The sequence below is a fragment of the Enterobacter cloacae complex sp. P24RS genome (assembly GCF_014982165.1).
GTDB lineage: Bacteria > Pseudomonadota > Gammaproteobacteria > Enterobacterales > Enterobacteriaceae > Enterobacter > Enterobacter quasihormaechei.
Map to the genome: position 1 here is coordinate 297,826 of NZ_JADCKU010000004.1, position 21,729 is coordinate 319,554.

Annotated in this window: 26 protein-coding genes and 1 pseudogene; 8 read left to right on the forward strand and 19 right to left on the reverse strand. The window is 55.2% G+C overall.

All coding sequences use genetic code 11. From position 1 onward, the window contains the following. Positions 1 to 65 precede the first annotated feature (65 nt). Positions 66 to 428 (forward strand): multidrug/spermidine efflux SMR transporter subunit MdtJ, encoded by a 363-nt coding sequence (gene mdtJ / locus INF58_RS06005; protein WP_112793265.1) that lies wholly within the window; start codon positions 66 to 68, stop codon positions 426 to 428. Then, positions 415 to 744, forward strand: coding sequence for a multidrug/spermidine efflux SMR transporter subunit MdtI (gene mdtI, locus INF58_RS06010; protein WP_063866842.1), 330 nt, complete (start codon positions 415 to 417; stop codon positions 742 to 744). Before mdtJ ends, mdtI begins: the two co-directional genes overlap by 14 nt. Positions 745 to 749: 5 nt before the next feature. Here the strand turns inward: mdtI and INF58_RS06015 are convergent, their stop codons facing one another. From INF58_RS06015 to INF58_RS06045, 8 genes and pseudogenes are all read right to left on the reverse strand, one after another. Next, the gene (locus INF58_RS06015; protein WP_063451484.1) at positions 750 to 1,571 is read right to left on the reverse strand and encodes a serine protease; all 822 of its coding nucleotides are present in this window, start codon (positions 1,569 to 1,571) and stop codon (positions 750 to 752) included. Positions 1,572 to 1,673: 102 nt separating this feature from the next. After that, the gene (locus tag INF58_RS21070) at positions 1,674 to 1,757 is read right to left on the reverse strand and encodes a hypothetical protein (protein WP_370552643.1); all 84 of its coding nucleotides are present in this window, start codon (positions 1,755 to 1,757) and stop codon (positions 1,674 to 1,676) included. Positions 1,758 to 1,849: 92 nt separating this feature from the next. Further along, positions 1,850 to 2,155: an acid resistance repetitive basic protein Asr gene (gene asr, locus INF58_RS06020; protein ID WP_063451542.1), complete on the reverse strand. Its 306-nt coding sequence runs from the start codon at positions 2,153 to 2,155 to the stop codon at positions 1,850 to 1,852. Positions 2,156 to 2,304: 149 nt separating this feature from the next. Beyond that, positions 2,305 to 3,792, reverse strand: a complete 1,488-nt coding sequence (locus INF58_RS06025; protein WP_193527231.1) for a carboxypeptidase M32 — start codon at positions 3,790 to 3,792, stop codon at positions 2,305 to 2,307. 101 nt (positions 3,793 to 3,893) lie between these two features. Beyond that, positions 3,894 to 4,247: a DUF1493 family protein gene (locus INF58_RS06030; RefSeq protein ID WP_370552641.1), complete on the reverse strand. Its 354-nt coding sequence runs from the start codon at positions 4,245 to 4,247 to the stop codon at positions 3,894 to 3,896. Beyond that, positions 4,232 to 4,680, reverse strand: a pseudogene (locus INF58_RS06035) (STM2901 family protein). Before INF58_RS06035 ends, INF58_RS06030 begins: the two are co-directional and overlap by 16 nt. A gap of 11 nt (positions 4,681 to 4,691) precedes the next feature. Beyond that, the gene (locus INF58_RS06040; RefSeq protein WP_193527233.1) at positions 4,692 to 5,174 is read right to left on the reverse strand and encodes a type VI secretion system tube protein TssD; all 483 of its coding nucleotides are present in this window, start codon (positions 5,172 to 5,174) and stop codon (positions 4,692 to 4,694) included. A gap of 169 nt (positions 5,175 to 5,343) precedes the next feature. Continuing rightward, positions 5,344 to 6,597: an MFS transporter gene (locus INF58_RS06045; RefSeq protein WP_193527234.1), complete on the reverse strand. Its 1,254-nt coding sequence runs from the start codon at positions 6,595 to 6,597 to the stop codon at positions 5,344 to 5,346. Between the two features lie 121 nt (positions 6,598 to 6,718). Between INF58_RS06045 and INF58_RS06050 the strand changes: the two genes are divergently transcribed. The 3 genes from INF58_RS06050 (at position 6,719) to bioD (ending at position 9,793) form a co-directional block, all read left to right on the forward strand. Further along, positions 6,719 to 7,624, forward strand: coding sequence for a LysR family transcriptional regulator (locus INF58_RS06050; protein ID WP_107535257.1), 906 nt, complete (start codon positions 6,719 to 6,721; stop codon positions 7,622 to 7,624). A gap of 121 nt (positions 7,625 to 7,745) precedes the next feature. Further along, on the forward strand, positions 7,746 to 8,966 hold the full coding sequence (mlc, locus tag INF58_RS06055) for a sugar metabolism global transcriptional regulator Mlc (RefSeq protein ID WP_193032520.1): 1,221 nt from the start codon (positions 7,746 to 7,748) through the stop codon (positions 8,964 to 8,966). Between the two features lie 131 nt (positions 8,967 to 9,097). Next, entirely contained in the window at positions 9,098 to 9,793 is a 696-nt protein-coding gene (gene bioD, locus INF58_RS06060) for a dethiobiotin synthase (RefSeq protein WP_063451476.1), read from the forward strand. On the opposite strand, the gene clcB is transcribed toward bioD, so the two are convergent. From clcB to INF58_RS06095, 7 genes are all read right to left on the reverse strand, one after another. Then, positions 9,728 to 11,038, reverse strand: coding sequence for a voltage-gated ClC-type chloride channel ClcB (gene clcB, locus INF58_RS06065; RefSeq protein ID WP_193527235.1), 1,311 nt, complete (start codon positions 11,036 to 11,038; stop codon positions 9,728 to 9,730). The two genes, bioD and clcB, sit on opposite strands and share 66 nt — an antisense overlap. A 104-nt stretch (positions 11,039 to 11,142) precedes the next feature. Further along, positions 11,143 to 12,291, reverse strand: a complete 1,149-nt coding sequence (osmV, locus tag INF58_RS06070) for an osmoprotectant ABC transporter ATP-binding protein OsmV (RefSeq protein WP_063866837.1) — start codon at positions 12,289 to 12,291, stop codon at positions 11,143 to 11,145. Beyond that, on the reverse strand, positions 12,291 to 12,938 hold the full coding sequence (gene osmW / locus INF58_RS06075; protein ID WP_193527236.1) for an osmoprotectant ABC transporter permease OsmW: 648 nt from the start codon (positions 12,936 to 12,938) through the stop codon (positions 12,291 to 12,293). Before osmW ends, osmV begins: the two co-directional genes overlap by 1 nt. Before the next feature lie 8 nt (positions 12,939 to 12,946). Next, the gene (osmX, locus tag INF58_RS06080; protein WP_193527237.1) at positions 12,947 to 13,846 is read right to left on the reverse strand and encodes an osmoprotectant ABC transporter substrate-binding protein OsmX; all 900 of its coding nucleotides are present in this window, start codon (positions 13,844 to 13,846) and stop codon (positions 12,947 to 12,949) included. An 18-nt stretch (positions 13,847 to 13,864) separates the two neighbouring features. Continuing rightward, positions 13,865 to 14,575, reverse strand: coding sequence for an osmoprotectant ABC transporter permease OsmY (osmY, locus tag INF58_RS06085; RefSeq protein ID WP_193527238.1), 711 nt, complete (start codon positions 14,573 to 14,575; stop codon positions 13,865 to 13,867). Between the two features lie 262 nt (positions 14,576 to 14,837). After that, complete coding sequence (locus INF58_RS06090; protein WP_193527239.1) at positions 14,838 to 15,581, reverse strand: YoaK family protein; 744 nt, start codon at positions 15,579 to 15,581, stop codon at positions 14,838 to 14,840. Between the two features lie 215 nt (positions 15,582 to 15,796). Then, positions 15,797 to 16,924 carry an alpha/beta hydrolase gene (locus INF58_RS06095; protein ID WP_193527240.1) on the reverse strand — a complete coding sequence of 376 codons (1,128 nt, stop codon included), beginning with the start codon at positions 16,922 to 16,924 and terminating at the stop codon, positions 15,797 to 15,799. 114 nt (positions 16,925 to 17,038) lie between these two features. Here INF58_RS06095 and INF58_RS06100 point away from each other — a divergent pair, with 114 nt between their 5' ends. The 3 genes from INF58_RS06100 (at position 17,039) to INF58_RS06110 (ending at position 19,040) form a co-directional block, all read left to right on the forward strand. Continuing rightward, positions 17,039 to 17,923 (forward strand): LysR family transcriptional regulator, encoded by an 885-nt coding sequence (locus INF58_RS06100; protein WP_193527241.1) that lies wholly within the window; start codon positions 17,039 to 17,041, stop codon positions 17,921 to 17,923. Between the two features lie 86 nt (positions 17,924 to 18,009). Further along, on the forward strand, positions 18,010 to 18,687 hold the full coding sequence (catA, locus tag INF58_RS06105) for a type A chloramphenicol O-acetyltransferase (protein WP_193527242.1): 678 nt from the start codon (positions 18,010 to 18,012) through the stop codon (positions 18,685 to 18,687). Positions 18,688 to 18,725: 38 nt separating this feature from the next. Then, positions 18,726 to 19,040, forward strand: a complete 315-nt coding sequence (locus tag INF58_RS06110) for a nitroreductase (protein ID WP_193527267.1) — start codon at positions 18,726 to 18,728, stop codon at positions 19,038 to 19,040. A gap of 134 nt (positions 19,041 to 19,174) precedes the next feature. On the opposite strand, the gene INF58_RS06115 is transcribed toward INF58_RS06110, so the two are convergent. From INF58_RS06115 to INF58_RS06130, 4 genes are all read right to left on the reverse strand, one after another. Further along, complete coding sequence (locus INF58_RS06115) at positions 19,175 to 19,486, reverse strand: YebG family protein (protein ID WP_107535263.1); 312 nt, start codon at positions 19,484 to 19,486, stop codon at positions 19,175 to 19,177. A gap of 108 nt (positions 19,487 to 19,594) precedes the next feature. Next, the gene (gene dmsD, locus INF58_RS06120; RefSeq protein WP_193527243.1) at positions 19,595 to 20,209 is read right to left on the reverse strand and encodes a Tat proofreading chaperone DmsD; all 615 of its coding nucleotides are present in this window, start codon (positions 20,207 to 20,209) and stop codon (positions 19,595 to 19,597) included. A 44-nt stretch (positions 20,210 to 20,253) separates the two neighbouring features. After that, positions 20,254 to 21,108 carry a dimethyl sulfoxide reductase anchor subunit family protein gene (locus INF58_RS06125; protein WP_193527244.1) on the reverse strand — a complete coding sequence of 285 codons (855 nt, stop codon included), beginning with the start codon at positions 21,106 to 21,108 and terminating at the stop codon, positions 20,254 to 20,256. A 1-nt stretch (position 21,109) separates the two neighbouring features. Next, positions 21,110 to 21,727, reverse strand: coding sequence for a DMSO/selenate family reductase complex B subunit (locus INF58_RS06130; protein WP_193527245.1), 618 nt, complete (start codon positions 21,725 to 21,727; stop codon positions 21,110 to 21,112). Positions 21,728 to 21,729: the final 2 nt, after the last annotated feature.

Consider the following 21,729-nt stretch of genomic DNA (forward strand, 5'->3'; position numbering starts at 1 on the left):
CCAATTTTTTGGTTTGCTGTCCGCAGCGAGCCTCGATGGATTATATTCTCAAGCAGGAGAAAAACATGTTTTACTGGATTTTATTAGCGCTGGCTATCGTAGCTGAAATTACCGGCACCCTGTCGATGAAATGGGCGAGCGTGAGTGACGGCAGCACCGGATTTATTTTGATGCTGGTCATGATTACGCTTTCCTATATTTTCCTCTCCTTCGCGGTTAAAAAAATCGCGCTGGGAGTGGCATACGCCCTGTGGGAAGGTATTGGTATTTTATTGATTACGCTGTTCAGCGTCATGATATTTGATGAAACCCTGACGACAATGAAAATTGCCGGGTTGACGACCCTGGTAGCAGGTATCGTGCTGATTAAATCGGGTACGCGCAAGCCGGCAAAACAGCAGAAGGAGCAGACCCATGCAGCAGTTTGAATGGATCCACGCGGCCTGGCTGGGTTTAGCGATCGTTCTGGAAATTATTGCGAACGTCTTTCTGAAGTTCTCCGACGGTTTTCGTCGTAAAGCCTACGGCCTGCTATCGATTGCCGCGGTGCTGGGGGCGTTTAGCGCCCTGTCACAGGCGGTAAAAGGCATCGATCTTTCCGTGGCCTATGCGCTGTGGGGCGGCTTCGGTATTGCCGCCACCCTGGCAGCAGGCTGGATTATGTTCGGGCAGCGTTTAAACAATAAAGGCTGGATAGGGCTGGTATTACTGCTCGCCGGCATGATCATGATTAAACTGGCCTGAGTAACCTACTGCTGCGCCAGGGCTTCCAGCCTGTCGCGAAAACCGGTCACCGCCAACGCCCGGTTATCGGCGCGCCAGCGGTCTTTCGCCGCCGGAGCTGAACTCTGAACGCCAATCAGCTGCCAGCCGTTAGCGGTTTTTAACATCAGGGGCGATCCGCTATCACCCGGTAGCGTATCGCACTGATGCGAAAGCACGCTGTTTTGCGCCCAGCCCGTCACCACGCAGTCCGTATGGGTGTAAAGCGAATCGAGGTGATCAACAGGGTAGCCTGACTGCGTCACTTTGCGGTCGGCGGCCTTCAGGGCGGCGGTGAGCGCGTCTTTGTCGCCATCAAAAAGCGGTAGGGGAGCGATCCCGGACGGCGGATAACGTAAAACGATCAGACCGAAATCCCAGGATGCCGCCCCGGGCGGCACAATCCAGCCATCGCCATCCGGTTTTAAGCGTTTACCGAGCGACGGATCCACCCGCCCCTCAATACCGTGGATTTCGTAGCGCCATATTCCTTTTTGCGACACAAAGCGCAGGGCGATCGCTTTATCCGGTTTGCCCTCGGGCGGCATTAGCAGGCAATGACCCGCCGTCAGCGCAAGGCGTGGTGTAATGAGCGTTGCGGTACATAAATTGCCGCTGGCGGTTTCCAGTTGCCCGATGGCATCCCAGGGCGCTTCGGTAGGATCGGTGACACGCGTACGATCGTCATGACCAAAAAACAGCGTCTTTACCTCTTTGGCGCTAATGGCGACATCGTCACCATCATCCGCATGTGAAAAGCCAGCAAAAAGGCTAAACGTTCCCAGTAACAACACAACAGATTTACGCATATCACACTCTGGTGGGGGTAATTATGATTATTAAAAGTGAACCCTATGAAAATACTATAGACGCGACAGCGAGAAAGTGGGAGTAAAATCAGCGTGCTACATTCAGGTAAGATAAAAGTGGCTGGCGATGAGCGCGCACAAGATTAGCAGGATAAGAATGAACTCAAACCGATAGCGCCGCAGCATACGCCCTCCGGATAAAAAAACGGCGCTGACCTCAAACCCGTTCAGCGCCGGTTTACCAACGTGCCCCGAAGGGCACGGTTAAGCTTGTACTCTTACGCTGCTGGCTGTGCAGCAGGTTTAGCCGCTTCGTGTTTTGCCGCTTTTTTGTGATGCTTTTTAGCCGCCTGTGCTTTCTGCTCCACCGCGGGTTTTGCCGCTTTTTTGTGGTGCTTTTTAGCCGCCTGCGCTTTCTGTTCTGCCGCAGGTTTAGCCGCTTTGTGATGTTTTTTATGGTGAACCGTTTTGGCCGGAGCCGAAGTGGTCGCCGCAGGCGCTGCGGTGGCGGTAGTTTCAGCCGCGAATGCAGCAGAAGACAGACCCATAGCAGCGGCAACAACCAGAGCTAATACTTTTTTCATTTTCATACCCTCGAATTTGGTTTTTCATTTAACCCCACTGCGGGGCCGTTGAAAGAACTATATCCCTGTAAATTCGAGGTTTCCGTGAGTGATTGGTATCGGCGTGTAACCGTATGTACAACGCCGGGGCGTCACCCCGGCGCGTTCGGTTACAGGTAGCGGGAAGTCAGGTGTTCGCGGAAGTAGCGGATGTTCAAATCCTCACCCGTTGCCTGAGTGATTAACTGCGACGTGCTGAAGCGGCTGCCGTGCTGCCAGATGTTCTGACGCAGCCAGTCAAACAGCGCCGAGAAATCGCCTCCGGCAATGGATGCCTGCAACCCAGGCAATGCATTTTTGGCGGCATGGAAGAGCTGTGCCGCATACATTGCTCCCAGCGTGTAAGACGGGAAGTAGCCAAAACCGCCGTCGGTCCAGTGGATATCCTGCATACAGCCGTTGCGATAATTATCCTTGGTGGATAGCCCAAGCCAGGCCTGCATTTTCTCATCCCACAGGGCGGGAATATCGTCGACTTCGATTTCGCCGTTGATCAGCGCGCGCTCGATCTCATAGCGCAGCACCACGTGCGCCGGGTAGCTCACTTCATCCGCATCCACGCGAATGTATCCCGGCTTCACGCGCTGGTTCCAGGCAATGAAATTCTCTTCACTGAACGCCGCCTGACTGCCGAAACGGGCATGGACCGCCGGAAGCAGATGCTTGAGGAATGCCTCGCTGCGGCCCAGCTGCATCTCAAAGAACAGACTCTGGGATTCGTGGATCGCCGTAGAGCGCGCCAGCGCAACGGGCTGCCCGGCCCACGCTCGGGGAAGGTTTTGCTCGTAGCGGGCATGTCCGGTTTCGTGGATCACGCCGAAAAGCGCGCTAAGCAACTCGTCTTCATCGTAACGCGTGGTGATACGCACATCTTCCGGCACGCCGCCGCAGAACGGGTGGGCGCTAACGTCCAGACGACCGCCGTTAAAATCGAAGCCAAGCATTTTCATCGCTTCCAGGCCCAGCTCGCGCTGCGTGGCGGTCGGGAAGGGACCCTGTGGCGGAACGAACGATCGCTGAGCCTGTTTTTCCACAACCTTTGCCAGCAGGTCCGGCAGCCACGACTTCATATCGCCAAACAGCACATCCAGGCGGGCGCTGGTCATGTCGGGTTCAAAAATATCCAGCAGCGCGTCGTAAGGCGTGCAGCCTTTGGCCTCGGCGCGCAGGCGAGCTTCTTCACGACTGAGCTTCACCACCTCTTTCAGGTTGGCTGAAAAGCCCTGCCAGTCGTTGGCCGGACGCTGAGTGCGCCAGGCGTGTTCACACTTGCTGCCCGCCAGCGATTTTGCCTCTACCAGCGATTCCGGCAGTAAGGTGGCCTGCTGGTAGTGGCGCGTCATTTCACGCAGGTTGGCCTGCTCTACGTCGTTCAGATCTTCTTCAGCCGCCGCAGCCAGCCATTCACCCACTTTTTTATCGGTAAGGATCTGATGTTGCAGGACGCTCATCTCCGCCAGCGCTTCACCGCGCGCGGCGCTGCCGCCGGGCGGCATCATGGTAAACATGTCCCAGCTGGCGATGGAGGAGAGGTGAGAGAAGCGGGAGAGACGCTGGAAGGTGCGGGTGAGTTGTTGATAAGAAACGTTTTTCTGCATAATTATTGTTCTCGTTCTGTTGGAGGTGTTCTGGGGAGTGTAACGCGAATCAGGGAGGAACCGTGCACTTTTGATAACAGGGGCGTGAAGCCCCTGTCAACTTAGTCGTAGAGCCATTTTCCTGCTTTTGCAGATTCAGCAAACATTCTTACGGTTAACGGAATGCGGGTTGATTCCACCTCTTCCCGCTTCAGCTTAAACCGGCGCTTTAATAATGGGGTGTTCTGCCAGGGAAAATAACGAGACCATTTAACAGCAGATAAATCCACGTTAAATTCTTTCTCGTACCGGTTTAACGCGTCGTGAAGGTCATCGCCTGGTGAACCGAATAAATCAGAATCGAGTTCAAGCAATATCTCGTTCCAGTTATCGTCAAGTTCGCGTGAAATTTCATCGTTGAACATATCAAGGACTTTAGAGCTAATTTCGTCTGTCAGCATTAGAACGATGTCCACTGTATACGGTCTTTAGGTCGTGCGATCAGGTTATATTTCTCCTGAGTGCGCGACGAAATTCTGTAAAGGGTGGTAACTAATGACCCCCAACCTAACCAGGGACAATAGCGGGTAATAACAGCGGCAAGGCTTGTTGTTGTTCTCATCCGTACACCCACTGGTGTTTTGACTCAAATCCGAATGGGGTTTTCACATCCTTCAAAATCATTCGCGCATACTTTGAAATAACGCTTGTTCCTTCAATGGCATTCCCTGGCTTCGTTCGCGTACCTAACCACGGTTGCCCGCCCAAAATAGCCGCACCTGAAACGGCATCTATCCCCAACTCTATACAGAACTCCTCCAGAAAAATGATCTCAAGTAACTCGCCCGGGGTGACGTTTGAATGGCCTCTGTAAAAGTAGGTACCGTTAACTTCTTCGATTGTATCCATATCGATCCCAGTTACGCTGACGCCCGCTCATTCCATGCGTCAGAAAAAATAATATTTCCATCGTTATGCTTCCATGTGATTTTCTCGTAGCGCAATTCAACCGTTTCGAGGTGGTTGTTATTGTTGTCGCCCGGCGCGGCCATGGCAGGTGATACCGAAACAATCCGCACCCCCACCAGAAGAATATTAAAGTACTCCGCTTCCAGGCCTGCATCATTAATCTTGTAGAACTTGAGTTCGGCTTTTTGCAGAGCCTGACCAGTGGCGACTGCCTTATAGAGATAGGGTGATGAGTAATCGAATTCCTTAACAATCATCATCGGGGAGTGGATGCGCTTACCCGTGGGTTTGCCTGTCTGATTATCGGTCGGCGTGGAAAGATTATGGTGAAAACCCTTGAATTCAATGCTGTACTCCCTCTGCTGCACGTCGCAACCGCCTTTGATCAGTGCACCACCGTCATCGTACAACCACATGTTGCCTGGAATAGCCATGTAAAACCCTCTTTTTATAGAATGGAGTCAATGAGCTTACAGAGAGAGGTAAGGGTGATAAATACACGAAATGGTAATAAGTGGTTGATTTTACTTAATTTTAAATTAAGTGTAACTAACGTCAGAAATGAGCCCCGCACAATTACGTTCATGCGGGAATAACGTTAACCTATTTCAGACGTTGATGCAGGCTCGCGCCCACCAGCAGCGCCGCGCACAGCATCAGGGCGATAAACCCACCCACGCCGTTCCAGCCGTAGTGATGCCAGAACACGCCGCCGAGGGTCCCGGCGATGCTGGAACCCAGGTAATAGCTAAACAGATACAGCGACGACGCCTGACCTTTGGCGCGGCGCGCGCGCGGGCCAATCCAGCTGCTGGCAACGGAGTGCGCGGCAAAGAAGCCGGCAGAGAAGAGCAGCATCCCGGCAAAAATCAGCCACAGGGAGGAGAACAGCGTCATCAGCAGCCCGAACAACATCACGGCGGTGGAAACCAGCATCACCGGCCCGCGGCCAAAGCGAGCGGTCATGGCGCCGGCTTTTGGTGAACTCCACGTCCCGGTGAGATACGCCACAGAGAGCAAACCCACCAATGCCTGGCTGAGATGCCACGGCGAGAGCATCAGCCGGTAGCCAATATAGTTAAACAGCGTGACGAATGACCCCATCAGCAGGAATCCCATCAGAAACAGTCGCGGCAAACCTTTGTCGCGCCAGTGCAGACGGAAGTTGATAAACAGCGTCTTCGGACGCAGGGAGGTCGGGCGGAAATGGCGCGATTCCGGCAAAATTTTCCAGAACATCAGCGCCGAGGCGAGCGCGAAGCAGCCGATTACGGCCAGCGCAATGCGCCAGCTAAAGAAATCCGTAAACACACCGCTCAGCAGGCGTCCACTCATCCCGCCGATAGAGTTCCCGCTAATGTACAGCCCCATTGAGAAGGCCACGAAACTCGGGTGGATCTCTTCGCTGAGATAGGTCATCCCGACCGCCGCCACGCCGCTGAGAGAGAGCCCAATCAGCGCGCGCATGACCAGAATACCGTGCCAGCTGGTCATCATGGTAGAAAGCAAGGTACACACGGAGGCCAGCATTAACGCCGTTACCATGACCTGCTTACGCCCGATAGCATCCGAAAGTGGACCGGTAAACAGCAGACCAATCGCCAGCATTCCGGTGGAAATGGAAAGGGAAATACTGCTGCTGGCTGGCGACACGCCAAACTCATGCGACAGAACCGGCAGGATCGGCTGAACACAGTAGAGCAGGGCAAAGGTAGCGAGACCCGCTGAGAAGAGCGCCAGCGTGACGCGCATAAACTGGGGGGTACCACGCTTAATAAACTGAACCGGCTGCGGTGCTGCGGGTAAATCATCAATGTCGCTGGCCGGCGCGATATCAATAGTCGTTGTACGGCTCACACATAATCCTTGCTTAAACATCCCCGTGGTTTCTGGTGACGGGTATGACCACAAGATCAGAGTAGGAAAATGTAAATATTCTGTCTAATATATTAATAATCTCAAATGATACTTTAAAAATATGAATATCGAGCTGCGTCACCTCCGCTATTTTGTCGCCGTTGCCGAAGAGCTGCATTTTGGGCGCGCGGCGGCAAGGCTGAATATCTCTCAGCCACCGCTAAGCCAGCAGATCCAGATCCTGGAGCAGCAGGTGGGGGCGCGTCTGCTGGCGCGAACCAACCGTAGCGTGAGCCTGACGGCAGCAGGAAAACAGTTCCTCACCGATAGCCGACAGATCCTGAGCATGGTGGAAGACGCCGCCGCCAGAGCGGAACGGCTTTATCTCGGTGAGACGGGGGAGCTGCGCATCGGGTTTACCTCCTCGGCCCCCTTTATCAGCGCTGTTTCACAAACGCTCTCATCGTTTCGCCGTCACTTTCCGGATGTGCATATTCAGACGCGTGAAATAAATACCCGGGAGCAAATCGCGCCGCTGAACGAAGGATCGCTCGACCTGGGGTTGATGCGTAACACGCAGTTGCCTGATACCCTGGCGTGGCAGGTGATCCTGCGAGAACCGCTGATGGCGATGATCCCCAGCGACCATCCTCTCGCCGCCCGGCCTGGCGTCACGTTGGCTGAACTGGCGAAAGAGCCGTTCGTCTTTTTTGACCCCCAGGTGGGAACCGGGCTGTACGACGATATTCTGGGTCTGATGCGGCGATATGGCCTTGTGCCGACTATCGCGCAGGAGGTGGGGGAAGCCATGACGATCATCGGGCTCGTTGCCGCAGGGCTTGGCGTGTCGATTCTTCCGGCCTCGTTTAAACGGGTGCAGCTGCCGGAGATGCGCTGGGTGAAGATTGTCGAGCAGGATGCGGTCTCGGAAATGTGGCTGGTGTGGTCTAAACATCATGAACAGAGCCATGCGGCACAGCGTTTCAAGGCACAATTACTTACCGCATCTTACGGGCAATATTTATAGGGAAAAGTGGGCAAAAATGTGCAGTAAATCACATGGCTAAGTAAAAATTTGACGTCGGCCATTGAAGTGCTTCACCATAGCCCTCAGTTTATTTCGAAGCTCGAAAATAAGGGAGTACGAGGTGGTTGCTGATAGTCAGCCAGGGCATATCGATCAGATCAAGCAGACCAACGCGGGCGCCGTTTATCGCCTGATTGATCAGCTTGGTCCGGTTTCGCGTATCGATCTTTCGCGCCTGGCACAACTGGCACCCGCCAGTATTACCAAGATTGTCCGCGAAATGCTGGAAGCCCATCTGGTTCAGGAGACGGAAATTCAGGAGCCGGGCAGCCGTGGCCGTCCGGCGGTAGGGCTGGTGGTGGAAACGGAAGCCTGGCACTACCTGTCGATGCGCATCAGCCGCGGGGAAATCTTCCTCGCGCTGCGCGACCTCAGCAGCAAGATGGTGGTGGAAGACCGGCTGGACCTTCCGCTCGATGCAGAGCAACCTCTTCTTGATGCCATTCTGTCTCATATCGACCAGTTCTTTATTCGCCACCAGCAGCGTCTTGAACGCTTAACGGCGATTGCGATCACCCTGCCGGGAATTATTGATACCGAAAATGGCATTGTGCACCGCATGCCCTTTTACGAGAACGTTAAAGAGATGCCGCTGGGTGAAGTGCTGGAAAGCCATACCGGTGTGCCGGTCTACATTCAGCATGATATCAGCGCCTGGACGATGGCGGAGGCGCTGTTTGGCGCCTCGCGCGGCGCGCGCGACGTCATTCAGGTTGTGATTGATCACAACGTTGGCGCGGGGGTGATCACCGACGGGCGTCTTTTACACGCCGGCAGCAGTAGCCTGGTGGAGATCGGCCATACGCAGGTCGATCCGTATGGAAAACGCTGCTATTGCGGTAACCATGGCTGCCTGGAGACGATTGCCAGCGTGGAAAGCGTGCTGGAGCTGGCGCAGGTGCGGCTCAGCCAGTCGATGAGCTCCACGCTGCACGGACAGCCGCTGAGCGTAGACGCACTGTGCACTGCGGCAAGGCAGGGCGATCTGCTGGCGAAGGACATCATTACCGGCGTAGGCAATAATGTCGGGCGCATCCTGGCGATTATGGTGAACCTGTTTAATCCGCAAAAAATATTGATTGGGTCTCCGCTCAGCCAGGCGGCGGATATTCTCTTCCCGGCGATTTCCGCCTGTATCAACCAGCAGTCGCTTCCCGCCTACAGCAAAAATATCGTGGTCGAAAGTACGCAATTTTCCAACCAGGGCACGATGGCCGGTGCCGCACTGGTTAAAGATGCCATGTACAACGGCTCATTACTGATTCGTTTGCTTCAGGGCTAACTCTTTTCCAGAGATGTACGAAAAATTGCGCTATCTCAAGCCGGGTAGCGCACGCTTCCCGTAGACTTTCTCCACTGAATTATTTACCTGGTTTATATTTTTTGAAGCATACCCAAGAGGTGGAATGAGTCATGCTTAAGCGTTTCTTTATTACTGGTACGGATACGTCTGTCGGGAAGACCGTCGTATCCCGCGCGTTACTCCAGGCCCTGGCGGCGAGCGGTAAACGCGTTGCAGGATACAAGCCGGTTGCAAAAGGCAGTAAAGAGACGCCAGAAGGGCTGCGCAATAAGGACGCCCTGGTTCTGCAAAGCGTCTCGTCTCTGGAACTGCCTTATGATGCCGTCAATCCTATCGCGTTGAGCGAGGAGGAAAGCAGCGTCGCTCATAGCGGGCCGATCAACTACAGCCTGCTTTCAGATGGTCTGGCAAATCTGAGCGAAAAGGTTGACCACGTTGTCGTTGAAGGGACCGGCGGCTGGCGCAGCCTGATGAACGATTTACGTCCCCTTTCCGAGTGGGTGGTGCAGGAGCAGTTGCCGGTGATTATGGTCGTGGGCATTCAGGAAGGGTGCATCAACCATGCCCTGCTGACGGCGCAGGCTATCGCCAATGACGGCCTGCCGCTGATTGGCTGGGTGGCGAACCGTATTAATCCGGGCCTTGCACACTACGCTGAAATCATCGACGTGCTGAGCAAAAAACTGCCTGGCCCGCTGGTGGGCGAACTGCCTTATCTGCCTCGCGCAGAGCAGCGCGAACTAGCGCACTACATCGATCTCTCGGCTTTCGGCGGTATGCTGTCCGTAGATCGAGTCGTGGCGTAACGTTCTCGACAATACCGACGCCACAACACAGGCAATCAGCAAACCGGGGAGTAAAAAATACTGCCCGGTCATTTCACATACCATCAATGCCGACATGATTGGCGCATGCGTGGTGGCGGCGAGCAGCGTCGCCATACCCGCCAGCCCAAGCAGGATCGCCGTCTCAGCCCCAGGAAACCACAGCGCAACTATCTGCGCAAACAGCATTCCCGTTGCCATACCGACGAACAGGGTTGGCGTAAACACGCCTCCCGGCGCGCCGGACCCGCTGCTTGCCAGCACCGCCAGCAGCTTGCAGATAAAGACGCCGGCAATCACCGACAGCAGCGGCGGCGACTGCAAAAATGCCTGAACCACGCTGTAGCCATTCCCCCATACTTTTGGCGTCAGCAGCGACAGCAACCCGACGATCAGCCCGCCCAGCGCCAGCTGCCACGGCGGCGAGAGCTTAAGACGCAGAAACAGCGCGTGGCTAAACCCCATCAGCCACATCAGCAGCGGACCGCAAACGCCAGCCAGCAGACCCACGCCAACTATCAACGCATAATCTGCCGCCGTTAATGTCTCACTCAGGTGCACCGCATAAAGCGTATTTGCGCCGGGGCTTAACAGACGTGTGGTGAGCAGGCCCACCACGGCGGCAATCACTACCGGGCCGAGGGAAGCCAGCATCAGCGTGCCAAACAGGATCTCTGCGATAAACAGGCTGCCCGCCAGCGGCGCATGATAGGCGCTGGCCATCCCGGCGGCGGCGCCGCAGGCGATCCACAGTTTCCATTCAGATTTCGGCGTACAGCGTTGTGCAAAAAAGGAGGCGGCGAGGGCGGCGAGCAGGATCATGGCACCTTCCCGGCCAATGGCGCTCCCGCTGGCGACCACCAGCAGCGAGGCGAACGATTTCACCAGACTGGCGCCGTAATCAAACTGGCCATCACCCGTTTCCAGCGCCTCCATATAATCGGTCGGGGCGTGGGGACGTTGTGCCGTCATGCGCTGCCATCCCCACAGCAGCATTCCGGCGGCCAGACCACCCAGCGCAGGCGTGAGCGCGCGACGCCAGGGCGATAACGCGGCAGCGGCGTTCACCAGGCTTCCGCTTTCGTTGCTGAGAAACAGCCACTCCAGCAGATACATGCTGTGGCGAAACGCCGCAACGGCCAGCGCCGCCAGCACGCCGGTGACGGTAGCGATCAGGAGTCGGCGAAACATCGCGCGGATGTCGGGGTAAGCGTGAAGACGTTGCATGGGTCGCAATTACGTGAGGACAAAACAATATTGTGATGGGAAAACGTGAGGTTAGCAAAAGGTATGCGTGCGAAAAAAAGCCGGGCATTGCCCGGCATACAGGATTAAGTGTCGCTATGAATATTCAACGCCCGGCGCGTACGTCCTGAACTCAAATACTCCGCAATATAGTCCTGAGATATCTCGCCGTTATAGCGCCCGTCTTCGTCCACAATCGGCATCCAGCTGGTGTTGCTTTCATACAGGCGAGAAAGCACCACGCGCAGGTTGTCTTCGGCTTTCCCGGTCATGCGGAACGGGTGCAGAATGTCGGCGCAGGCGCCGCTGGCGTGGCGCGCTTCGCGGCGCTTCACAAAGCCCAGCGGTTTTCCGTGCTCATCAACCACGGTAATGGCGCGAATATCGTTGTCATCCATAGTGGCGAAGGCCTCCGGCAGCGGCGTCGATTCGCGTACCGTAATGGTCGGCTGCTGATCGGTGACGTCACCCGCTGATACCAGCAGCAGACGTTTCAGCGTCCGGTCCTGGCCCACAAACGAACCGACAAACTCATTCGCCGGCTTCGCCAGCAGCTCGTCCGGGCTGGCGCACTGTACGATACGTCCCTGACGGAAAACGGCGATACGGTCGCCCAGCTTCAGCGCTTCGTCAATATCGTGGCTCACCAGCATCACGGTCTTTTTCAGCTTGCGCTGCATCTCCAGGAACTGGTTCTGGATCACCTCGCGGTTGATCGGGTCGACCGCACCGAACGGTTCATCCATCAGCAGGACCGGCGGATCCGCTGCCAGCGCGCGGATGACGCCGATGCGCTGCTGCTGGCCGCCGGACATTTCACGCGGATAACGGTGAAGGAATTTATGCGGATCCATTGCCACCATATCCATCAGCTCCTCGGCACGGGATTTACAGCGTGCCTTGTCCCAGCCCAGCATACGCGGCACAACGGTAATGTTCTCTTCGATGGTCATGTTCGGGAACAGGCCAATCTGCTGGATCACGTAGCCAATGTTGCGGCGCAACGTCACGGTGTCCATCCCGCTGGTGTCTTCGCCGTTAATGAGGATCGTCCCGCTGCTGGGCGTAATAAGACGGTTAATCATCTTCAGGGTCGTGGTTTTGCCGCAGCCGGACGGGCCGAGCAGCACGCACATTTCCCCTTCAGGCACGTTCAGATTGACGTTGTCGACGGCCTTAAACGTCTGGCCGTGTTTCTGTGAAAATTGTTTGGTGAGGTTTTCCAGTTTTATCATTATCGAATCCCCTTCGGAGTCAGTACCACCTGCAAACGGTGCAGCAACCAGTCGAGCATAATCGCTAAAAGACAAATCATCAGCGCGCCCGCAATCAACATACGAATATCACTCCCGCCAATACCGTTAAGCAGCAGCAGGCCCAGACCGCCCGCGCCAATCACGGCGGCAATCGCCATGACGCCAATGTTCATCACCACGGCGGTGCGGATGCCGCCAAAAATGACCGGCAGCGCCATCGGGATTTCCACCCAGCGCAGACGCTGCCAGAAGGTCATGCCGATGCCGCGTCCCGCTTCACGCAGGCCGGGGGGCAGGCTGTCGAGCGCCGTGTGGGTGTTACGCACAATCGGCAGCAGCGAGTAGAGAAACACCGCCGTTATTGCGGGCAGGGCGCCAATGCCCTGACCGACCAGCGAAAAGAGCGGGATCATCAGGCCGAAAAGCGCAATAGACGGGATGGTGAGCACGATGGTGGCGATCCCCAGCACGGGAGTTGCCAGCCATTTGTGGCGAACAATCAAAATGCCCAGCGGCACGCCGATGATAATCGCCAGGCCCACGGCCAGCGCGACCAGCCACAGGTGTTGCAGCGTCAGGGTTAAGAGATAGTCCCAGTTATCGAAAATATAGTGAATCGTCTCCATAGCGCCTCCTACAGCAACTGTTTGCTACGCAGGAAATCTCGGGCGACCTGCTGCGGTGACTGATGGTCGATATCCACCTTTTTATTCAGTTCGGTGATAACGTCGTTATTCAGCTGGGCAGAGAGGGTGTTCAGCGTCTCCTCCAGCCCCGGGTTCGCCTCCAGCGTGTCTTTACGTACAACCGGCGTCACGGCATAACTCGGGAAGAAGCCTTTATCGTCCTCCAGTACTTTGAGATCGAAGCCCTTCACGCGCCCGTCGGTGGTGTAGATCAGCCCCGCATCGACAAACCCGTCGCGCACCGCGTTATAGACCAGTCCCGGATCCATCTGGCGGATCTGCGGGCGGTCCAGCGTCATGTTGTAGGCCGCCTGTAACGGTTTCATCCCGTCGCTACGTCCGGCAAACTCCAGGTCAAGACCCAGCAGCCAGTTGTTATCCGGATCGGTTTTACGGATCTGCTCAATCTTCGCCACCATCTCAGACATGGTGTTGATATGTTCAGCCTCGGCGCGCTTGCGCTGCATGGCAAAAGCATAGGTGTTGTTCATGTCGGCAGGTTTGAGCCACACCAGACCGTGCTTCGCGTCAAGACGTTTCACCGTCTCGTAAGACTCCTGCGGCGACATGCGTTTGTTGATGTGGTTGAAGATGATTAGCGACGTACCGGTGTACTCCCAGGTCATATCGATTTGTTTGTTGATCATCGCGTTTCGGGATATCACCGTCGCAATATTGGTCTGCGGCTGCACCTGAAACCCTTTCTTTTGCAGATACTGCACGGTCATGGCCGAGAGAATGTGCTGCTCGGTAAAGCTCTTGGTCGCCAGGATCAGCGGCGCGGCGAGCGCCTGGCTGGTGAAGAGCGCGGCGGCGCACAGCGCCGTCAGGCCGGAAAACAGTCTCATAGAAGCTCCTTGTTATAATTATCGTGCGAGATGTGGGCTCAGCAGTCGACCCAGTGCCGCCAGCAGCGTATCCAGAATCAGGGCGAACAGGGCGGTGGCCGCAGCGCCCAGGATCAGCGTCGGGAAGTCATTCAGATAAATACCCGGGAAAATCAGCTCGCCGTAGCTGCTGGCACCGATCAGGAATGCCAGCGGCGCGGTACCAACGTTAATCGCCGTGGCAATACGAATACCTGAAAGCATCACCGGCCAGGCGTTAGGGATTTCGACCTGACGCAGGCGCTGCCACCGGGTCATGCCGATGCCGTTTGCCGCTTCCAGCAGTGACGCGGGAACAGAGCACAGCCCGGCATAGGTGTTACGCACAATCGGCAGCAGAGAGGCCAGAAAGAGGGCGATAATGGCCGGCTTATCGCCGATGCCAATCACCACCATCGCCAGCGCAAGAACGGCCAGCGGCGGCAGGGTGTTGCCCACGTTAAAGATTTGCATCACGTATTCGGCGATTCCCCGTGCCGCCGGACGGCTCAGCAGGATGCCGCTTGGAATACCGACCAGCAGGGCAAAGAACATTGAGGAGAAAACCAAAATTAAATGCTGTTGCCCGAGGTAGATCAGGTCAACCTGGCGCGCCTTGATCGTCTCTAGCCCAATTCCCCAGGTGAGGAGAGCGAGAACCACGATTATGGCGCCGACAAAAAGCAGCGAACGTTTGATTAGTGGATGCATTGCGGTGTGTCTCCCTGTGCGCATGCGTTATAGCAACCACCGGTTGCGGTTGCCTGTTGTTATGCCATGTTTCGGCAGGGGTACTTCACCTATAGCAAGCGAAGCGGAAGGGTTCCAGCGAAGGGGGTAAAACAGTAACCCTATGAAATTAGTGACAACCTGGGTTAAGCCTTATGGCATAAGGGCTGTCAGCGGGCAGGCAGAATAGTCTTAAAGAAGCGAGTCTTAAGTGACAATGTCACCTAAGACTCATTAATAAACCCTAACGACCGAGGGCGGCGCGCACCTTTCGCACGCGCCAGGAGATGCGAACGATCGAAAAGGCGGCGATGAATACCAGCATTAGCCCCAGCGCCAGCATCGCGTTGAATCCAAATTCTCTGAACAGGATCAGCCCTGCGATCCCTCCGGTAATAAACGAGAAAAGGGTGGTTAAATGGGTCTTGAGCTGGCTCTTTTGCGCAGCCGTGTCTTTAGAATAATCCCGGCGCAGCATGGCGACCATAACGGAGGCCAGCGAAATGCCCGCATCGGTCAGCGTGCCGGTAATGTGCGTGGATCTCACCCGACCGCCGGATAGCTGAGTGGAAGTGGAATTATGGATGCCCATCAGCCCGCACAGGAAAATAATAATCTCCTGATTCGTGGCGAAGGAGTGAAAATACATTTCGTACAGAGATACCCCGGCCAGTAATAGCCCTTCAACAAAAAGAACCTGGCTGAATACCAGCCTGACGTTATGGATAATTCCCCAGATAACAATCATCCGCGCAACGATGGCACCCGTGACGAACGACAGAATAATGGCGCCAAAAAAAAGAATATCGTTGAGGTCGGTGGAGGAGACTTCGCTGGAGAGTTGTGAGGTATTGCCGGTCATGTGTGAGGGAAAAAAGCCAAACGCGCCCAGCGCAATGGCATTCAGCAGTCCTGCGGAGGTGGCCAGCCAGAGAGCAAGACGGCGATCCTCCTGATGCGTTCGTTCTTTCTTTAACTTAATCAGCAAAGAATACCTCCGGTTTGAGCTTTGCCTGATTCCTCAAGCTAACAAAGCGATATCGCTGGCTGACCAGGATATTGCTTAATTATTAATTCAACGGGAGATATTCGCGGTTTTGTAATTAAATAAAATAACCCTGTTAATATAATGCCTTACTGCTGATGGCGCGAGCAGACTGACGGGCAAAAATACCGCCCCCGTGATTGCCGGGGGCTGAGAGCTTATTTCAGACTGGTTTTGAAGAACTGCTCAAACTGCGCGAACGGGATTTTTCCTGCGACGTTATCGTAGAGATCAACATGGTTTGCATCCGGAACAATCACCAGCTCTTTCTGTTTGCTGCCAACGGTCTTAAACGCATCTTCCGCAAAATAGCGAGAATGCGCATTTTCACCGGTCACGATCAGCGTCGGGATGGCGATCTCCCCGGCATAGCTCAGCAGCGGCATATTCATAAAGGACAACGGCATGGTCGCGGTCCATGCGCCGGTGGAGTTTACGGAACGGGCATGGAAGCCGCGCGGCATTCGGTAGTAGTCGTAGAACTCTTTCAGTACCGGATGCGGATCGGCGGGCAATGCTTCCGGCAGAATACGCTCGGCTGCCGTCACCTTACCGTTCTTATCGACATTAATATCATGACCGCCATGGGCGAAAGTGCCGCTCTCGGCATCTTTCCAGCGCTGGGCGTTCAGATACTGCAACACGGCCCGACGGTCAGCCGCTGAATAGCGATCTTTCCCGTCGCCCACGCCGTGACCCATCGCGCGGCTCATATCGTACATTACGCTGGTGGCGACCGCCTTCACGCGGGTATCCATGGATGCCGCGTTCAGCGCCATACCGCCCCAGCCGCAAATGCCGAGAATGCCGATACGATTACGGTCGACTTCTTTCTGGAGCCCCAGGAAATCCACTGCGGCGCTAAAGTCTTCGGTGTTGATATCAGGGGAGGCAACGTTACGCGGCTGGCCGCCACTTTCACCCGTATAGGATGGGTCGAAGGCCAGGGTTACGAACCCCTGTTCAGCCAGGGTCTGGGCGTACAGACCGCTGGATTGCTCTTTAACCGCACCGAACGGCCCGCTGACGGCAATCGCCGCCAGTTTCTGGTCGCCGCGGTTCTTAGGAAGATACAGATCGCCCACCAGAGCGATCCCGTATCGGGTCTGGAACGTCACCTTGCGGTGATCGACTATATCGCTCTCGGCGAAGGTTTTATCCCAGGCAGTCACCATGGAAACGGGGGCGTTTGGATTTAGCGTTTCTGCATAACTCATTGTCGTCACTCCACTTAATGATGCGCACAGCAGCAGCGCAACGGATAGGTTTTGGGTGAATGTTTTCATAAGAGATACCGTGTGTTGTTGTTATGCGGTCATTATAATTAGCAGTAATAGTGCTGATTAGAGGCCAACGGCTGCTAGAATTAATATCATTTTGTTATAGGTTCGCGAGGCGTAATGGCAAAGCGAGAGAACTACAATGAGCTGTATCTGTTTATCCAGGTGGTGCGGGAGGGGAGCTTCACGGCAGCCGCACAGCGGCTCGGGCTGGCACAATCCGGGATCAGCCGATCGGTTCGGGAGCTGGAAGAGCGGTTGGGCGTTCAGCTTCTGGTGCGTACCACGCGCAAGCTGTCGCTGACCCACGCCGGAGAACAGCTTTACCAGACTGCCGGCTCTGCCTTTGATGCGCTCGATACCGGGCTGACCAGACTGGCACACTACCGCCAGACGCCGTCCGGCACGGTGCGCATTAATGCCAGCCAGCACGCCATTGAAAAATGTCTGCTGCCAAAGCTCGCTATATTCAAACAGCGTTACCCGGATATTCGTCTGGAATTAATGAATGAAAGCCGGTTCGTGGACATTATTGCCGAACGATTCGATGCGGGCGTCCGGCTGGGGCCGGAGGTGGGGCAAGGTATGATTGCCGTGCGCATTACGCCCGATATGGAGATGGCCGTGGTTGCCGCCCCGGCGCATTTCCGGCGCTATGGTTTCCCTCGGGTGCCTGCTGATCTGACTTCGCATCCCTGCATTGCCTATCAGTTCGCCGACGGTCGCCACTATCAATGGGAGCTCATTCAGGACGGAAAGAGTATTGCTCACCGCCCGGAAGGACAATGGGCCTTTTCGGACAGCTACATGGAGGCCGAAGCCGCGCGGCTGGGACTCGGGCTGGCCTATGTCCCGGTAGAGCTGGTGGCTGACGATCTGGAGCGCGGGACGCTGATAAGGGTCTTGCAGCGCTACAGTCTGCGGATGGACGGGCTTTACCTCTATTACCCGCACCGCAACGTCTCCCCGGCGCTGAGAGCGGTAATCGATACGCTGAAAATTTAGGGGTGCCTCTGCGCTGCCGTCTATACAGCTCCTGGGTTTGTGTTACGCTACTCTTTTATATAGCGCTGCTCAATTAAGGCTAAGAAATGACAAAATTAACGCCAGAATATACGGCTGTAGATTTATCAAGTTGGGCAAGGAAAGAGCATTTTGAAGTCTTTCAGAGCTTTGCTCAATGCACGATTAACCAAACGGTTCAGCTGGATATTACGGCGCTGCTGAAACATATCAAACAGGTTGGCTGGAAATTTTATCCTTCGATTATTTCTATTATTGCCACAGTCGTTAACCGCCATTCTGAGTTTCGTATGGCTATGAAGGATAATGAACTTGTAATATGGAAGGAGGTGCATCCAAGTTATACCCTTTTCCATAAAGAGACGGAGACGTTTTCATCGTTGTGGAGTCACTTCGACGGGGATATTCATCACTTTCAGAATGTTTATGCAGAAGACGTTTCTCGCTATGGTGATAACCTTGCCTACTGGCCTAAGGAAGAGTCCCGGGAAAATATATTCTTCATATCGGATATTCCGTGGGCGAGCTTTACCAGTTTTAATATCAACGTGGCTAACATGCAGAACTTTTTTGCACCCATGTTCACCTTTGGAAAATACTATAACCAGGATGGAAAAGTCTTGTTGCCTTTCGCCGTTCAGGTCCATCACTCTGTGTGCGATGGTTTCCACCTGGCAAGGCTGATCAATGAGTTGCAAGAGTTATGTGATAATTTACCGCGCCATTCCGAAGCGCTCACCGTGTGATGCACGTGTTTTTAACCTACGCCTGACGAGGGGTAATGATGGAACCGAATTTTACGCCAGAACAGATTGAAATGATTAACGGCATTGTTTTCGAGCAGATCGACATCATGCATGAGAAAGTTGCTGAAATAATTGCAGAGACAGAGACGGTTGCGCATCAACGCCTGAAGGATAACGGAATCAATATGACAGATTTCTGTCCCGCGAATAAACATTTCCTGATGATGACCCTTGTACAAAATCTTATAGATAAAGTGCACGGGGGTGATATGGCTTTGGCCCAAAAAATGTTAACCATTGAAGCCAAAAGGTTGAACATTAGCGTAAATGTTGAGGCGGACAAATCGAGATAACAGGCCATTCTCATAGTGACGCTGGACGAATTAAAGGCAGAATATCCAGCGCGACGTTCTGTAAGCCGACAATGTTAAAGCCGTGAGCCGTTTCCAGCTCACGGTGGCAGGACAAGTGATGGGGATTCTGACGATCAGGCGGCTTTAACGGCACGGATTTTTTTACTGCCATCCGCATCCGACGCTGTTTTATCTGTTGCAGCATCGCGCTCGGGAAGCTTGCTGGTACGCAGAATATGCTGAACAGCTTCTTTCTGCTCGGCGAGATACAGCCCAAGGTTCTCCGCCTGCATTTCATCCAACTGCATTTCGCTTTGCAACAGCCAGTCGGTGAACGCTTCTGCCATATCGAGCAGTTTGTCGTGAGCGTCAGCCTCTTTCTTACTGGCAAATGTCATTTTCTCTTCACCCTTTCTTACGACAACAAATTTTGTTTCAACAGCCATTTTGCGCCTCCGATACTGTAATTATATACAGTATAACAGTTGCGCAGTTGTGTTGCAGCAAAAATGTGCGAACCTGGCTTGCACAACGGATGTGCAAGCCAGGCGCTGTTATCGGTACAGCGTTTTTTCTGCAATCGGGATCAGCAAAGTGGACTGCCAGTCTGCCAGGGTCAGTTGAGCCAGTTTACCCAGCGCCGCGTAGAAAGGATGGGCCGCGTTTTCAACAAATACGGTCAGGAAACGCGTGCTCCACGGCAGCAGATGCCAAGCCAGAAGCTGGTCGCGTTCTGTGTCGCGACCGTTCTCGGCAAGCCACGCCGCCAGCATCAGCAGCGTGCCGAAGTGATCTTCCGGCTCATTCTGCTGCATTTCAAAGGCGATATTGTTTTCACGCATCCACTGACGCAACGCGAGGGTCGAATCGCCAAACAGTACGGACTCGCGATCGAGCCAGACGGAGCCCCACGGAGGAGCGGGCAGGGCATATGGGCCAATAAACAGACGCTGCCACGCGTCCTTCAACGCTTCGTCCGACGGGGCTTTAAACGCAGTGGCGACGGGCAGCAGGCTTTCTTCCGGCAGCGGCCAGTCCTGCACCCAGTCACCGACGGTCAGGGCGCTCACCAGCGGCGCAGTCTGTTCGCTGTCCGGGGCAAAATAAAACAACGCGCCCAGTACCCGGGCGCTGAACGCGAACGATTCGCGATGTGAGACGTCATTCATTACATCTTTCCTTACTTGCGCGCGGGCGGTCCCGCGCGCCTGTGTTAACCTGCAATCGCTAACCCTGCGGTCATATGCAGACCATAAAATAGCCCACGGCCAATAAGTTCACCCAGCGCCACCAGCACAAAACCTGCTAACAGGCCGAGCGTGTTCGGCTCCTGACGCCGAATCAGCGGGCAGATCCAGCAGCCTAAGCCCGCCGCCAGCAGCGCGATGCGCCAGACCTGAAGCGAACCATAATCCGGCAGCAGGGCGCTGGCCTGCTGGATGGAACTCTGGATCGTCGCCAGCGCATTGCTTTGCAACACGACGACCGCCACGCAGACGAGCAGCGCCAGCACGCTGACGGAGGCGGCAACGGTACCTTTATATGTCACGTTTGCAACCCGCAGCAGCAGCGCGGCCAGCAGCGGACCAGCAAGCGCCATCGTCAGGAAGAAGGCCAGCGTGGTGTAGCCCGTATACCAGGTCGGAACGGTATCAATCTGATAGACCCGGGTCATCGCCCAGACAAAAACGACCCCCAGGAGTTGACTGACCACCAGCCAGATTTTGCCTAAAGCAGGAGGCATTTTACCGATAACCGACACCAGCCACCAGAAACCGCCCACGGCAAAGAAGATCGAACCCGCTGCGATCTCATTACTCAGCGCTGACGCTCCCACGCGGTTAAGCGAGTTGAAGGCGCGCAGCGGGGAGCCGAGGTGCAGTACCGAGGCCATAAACCCAATACCCATCACTACCCAGAGAAAAAACATGCTGCGAACGATGCGCCGTTTAGCCGCTTCCTCTTTTTCATTCAGCCAGGCGAAACCCATCACGATTAGCGCGCCGGCCACGCACTGCCCGAAAACGGTGAAGATCACCAGCGGCCATTCATGCCATCCACTTCCCATCTCACACCTCCTTCGGGTTGGCCAGGTAGCCGGTGGTGTCACCCGTCGGACGGCTATTGGCGTTAGGTTTGATCACAATACTCGGCTTCGTGAAGTGCGCAGACGGCAGCGGCGCGACGGCGGCAAGCTGGCCGTGTTTTTTACGCAGCTCCTTAATCGGGCCAAAATCCAGCGCGCGCAGCGGGCAGGACTCGACGCAGATGGGCTTTTTGCCGTCCGCGACGCGGCTGTGGCAGCCGTCGCACTTGGTCATGTGGCCTTTGGCGGCGTTGTACTGCGGCGCGCCGTACGGGCAGGCCATGTGGCAGTAGCGACAGCCGATGCAGACGTCTTCGTCCACCACCACAAAGCCGTCGTCGCGCTTGTGCATTGCTCCGCTCGGACAGACCTTGGTACAGGCCGGATCTTCGCAGTGGTTGCAGGCAATCGACAGGTAATAGGCGAAGACATTCTGATGCCAGACGCCGTTGTCCTCCTGCCAGTCGCCGCCCGCGTATTCATAAATACGACGGAAGCTGACGTCCGGGGTCAGGTCCTTGTAATCCTTGCAGGCCAGCTCGCAGGTTTTGCACCCGGTGCAACGGCTGGAATCAATAAAAAATCCATATTGGGTTGTCATTG

What these genes read in the sequence shown, in the direction of transcription:
- INF58_RS21070 (WP_370552643.1), bottom strand. Translation starts at nt 1,757, where the DNA reads ATGCTGCGGCGCTATCGGTTTGAGTTCATTCTTATCCTGCTAATCTTG.
- dmsD (WP_193527243.1), bottom strand. Translation starts at nt 20,209, where the DNA reads ATGAATGACGTCTCACATCGCGAATCGTTCGCGTTCAGCGCCCGGGTA.
- osmW (WP_193527236.1), bottom strand. Translation starts at nt 12,938, where the DNA reads ATGGAGACGATTCACTATATTTTCGATAACTGGGACTATCTCTTAACC.
- osmY (WP_193527238.1), bottom strand. Translation starts at nt 14,575, where the DNA reads ATGCATCCACTAATCAAACGTTCGCTGCTTTTTGTCGGCGCCATAATC.
- INF58_RS06025 (WP_193527231.1), bottom strand. Translation starts at nt 3,792, where the DNA reads ATGCAGAAAAACGTTTCTTATCAACAACTCACCCGCACCTTCCAGCGT.
- clcB (WP_193527235.1), bottom strand. Translation starts at nt 11,038, where the DNA reads ATGCAACGTCTTCACGCTTACCCCGACATCCGCGCGATGTTTCGCCGA.
- INF58_RS06115 (WP_107535263.1), bottom strand. Translation starts at nt 19,486, where the DNA reads ATGGCTGTTGAAACAAAATTTGTTGTCGTAAGAAAGGGTGAAGAGAAA.
- catA (WP_193527242.1), top strand. Translation starts at nt 18,010, where the DNA reads ATGACAAAATTAACGCCAGAATATACGGCTGTAGATTTATCAAGTTGG.
- INF58_RS06130 (WP_193527245.1), bottom strand. Translation starts at nt 21,727, where the DNA reads ATGACAACCCAATATGGATTTTTTATTGATTCCAGCCGTTGCACCGGG.
- INF58_RS06095 (WP_193527240.1), bottom strand. Translation starts at nt 16,924, where the DNA reads ATGAAAACATTCACCCAAAACCTATCCGTTGCGCTGCTGCTGTGCGCA.
- mdtJ (WP_112793265.1), top strand. Translation starts at nt 66, where the DNA reads ATGTTTTACTGGATTTTATTAGCGCTGGCTATCGTAGCTGAAATTACC.
- INF58_RS06040 (WP_193527233.1), bottom strand. Translation starts at nt 5,174, where the DNA reads ATGGCTATTCCAGGCAACATGTGGTTGTACGATGACGGTGGTGCACTG.
- osmX (WP_193527237.1), bottom strand. Translation starts at nt 13,846, where the DNA reads ATGAGACTGTTTTCCGGCCTGACGGCGCTGTGCGCCGCCGCGCTCTTC.
- INF58_RS06125 (WP_193527244.1), bottom strand. Translation starts at nt 21,108, where the DNA reads ATGGGAAGTGGATGGCATGAATGGCCGCTGGTGATCTTCACCGTTTTC.
- INF58_RS06110 (WP_193527267.1), top strand. Translation starts at nt 18,726, where the DNA reads ATGGAACCGAATTTTACGCCAGAACAGATTGAAATGATTAACGGCATT.
- INF58_RS06100 (WP_193527241.1), top strand. Translation starts at nt 17,039, where the DNA reads ATGGCAAAGCGAGAGAACTACAATGAGCTGTATCTGTTTATCCAGGTG.
- INF58_RS06050 (WP_107535257.1), top strand. Translation starts at nt 6,719, where the DNA reads ATGAATATCGAGCTGCGTCACCTCCGCTATTTTGTCGCCGTTGCCGAA.
- bioD (WP_063451476.1), top strand. Translation starts at nt 9,098, where the DNA reads ATGCTTAAGCGTTTCTTTATTACTGGTACGGATACGTCTGTCGGGAAG.
- asr (WP_063451542.1), bottom strand. Translation starts at nt 2,155, where the DNA reads ATGAAAAAAGTATTAGCTCTGGTTGTTGCCGCTGCTATGGGTCTGTCT.
- mdtI (WP_063866842.1), top strand. Translation starts at nt 415, where the DNA reads ATGCAGCAGTTTGAATGGATCCACGCGGCCTGGCTGGGTTTAGCGATC.
- osmV (WP_063866837.1), bottom strand. Translation starts at nt 12,291, where the DNA reads ATGATAAAACTGGAAAACCTCACCAAACAATTTTCACAGAAACACGGC.
- INF58_RS06015 (WP_063451484.1), bottom strand. Translation starts at nt 1,571, where the DNA reads ATGCGTAAATCTGTTGTGTTGTTACTGGGAACGTTTAGCCTTTTTGCT.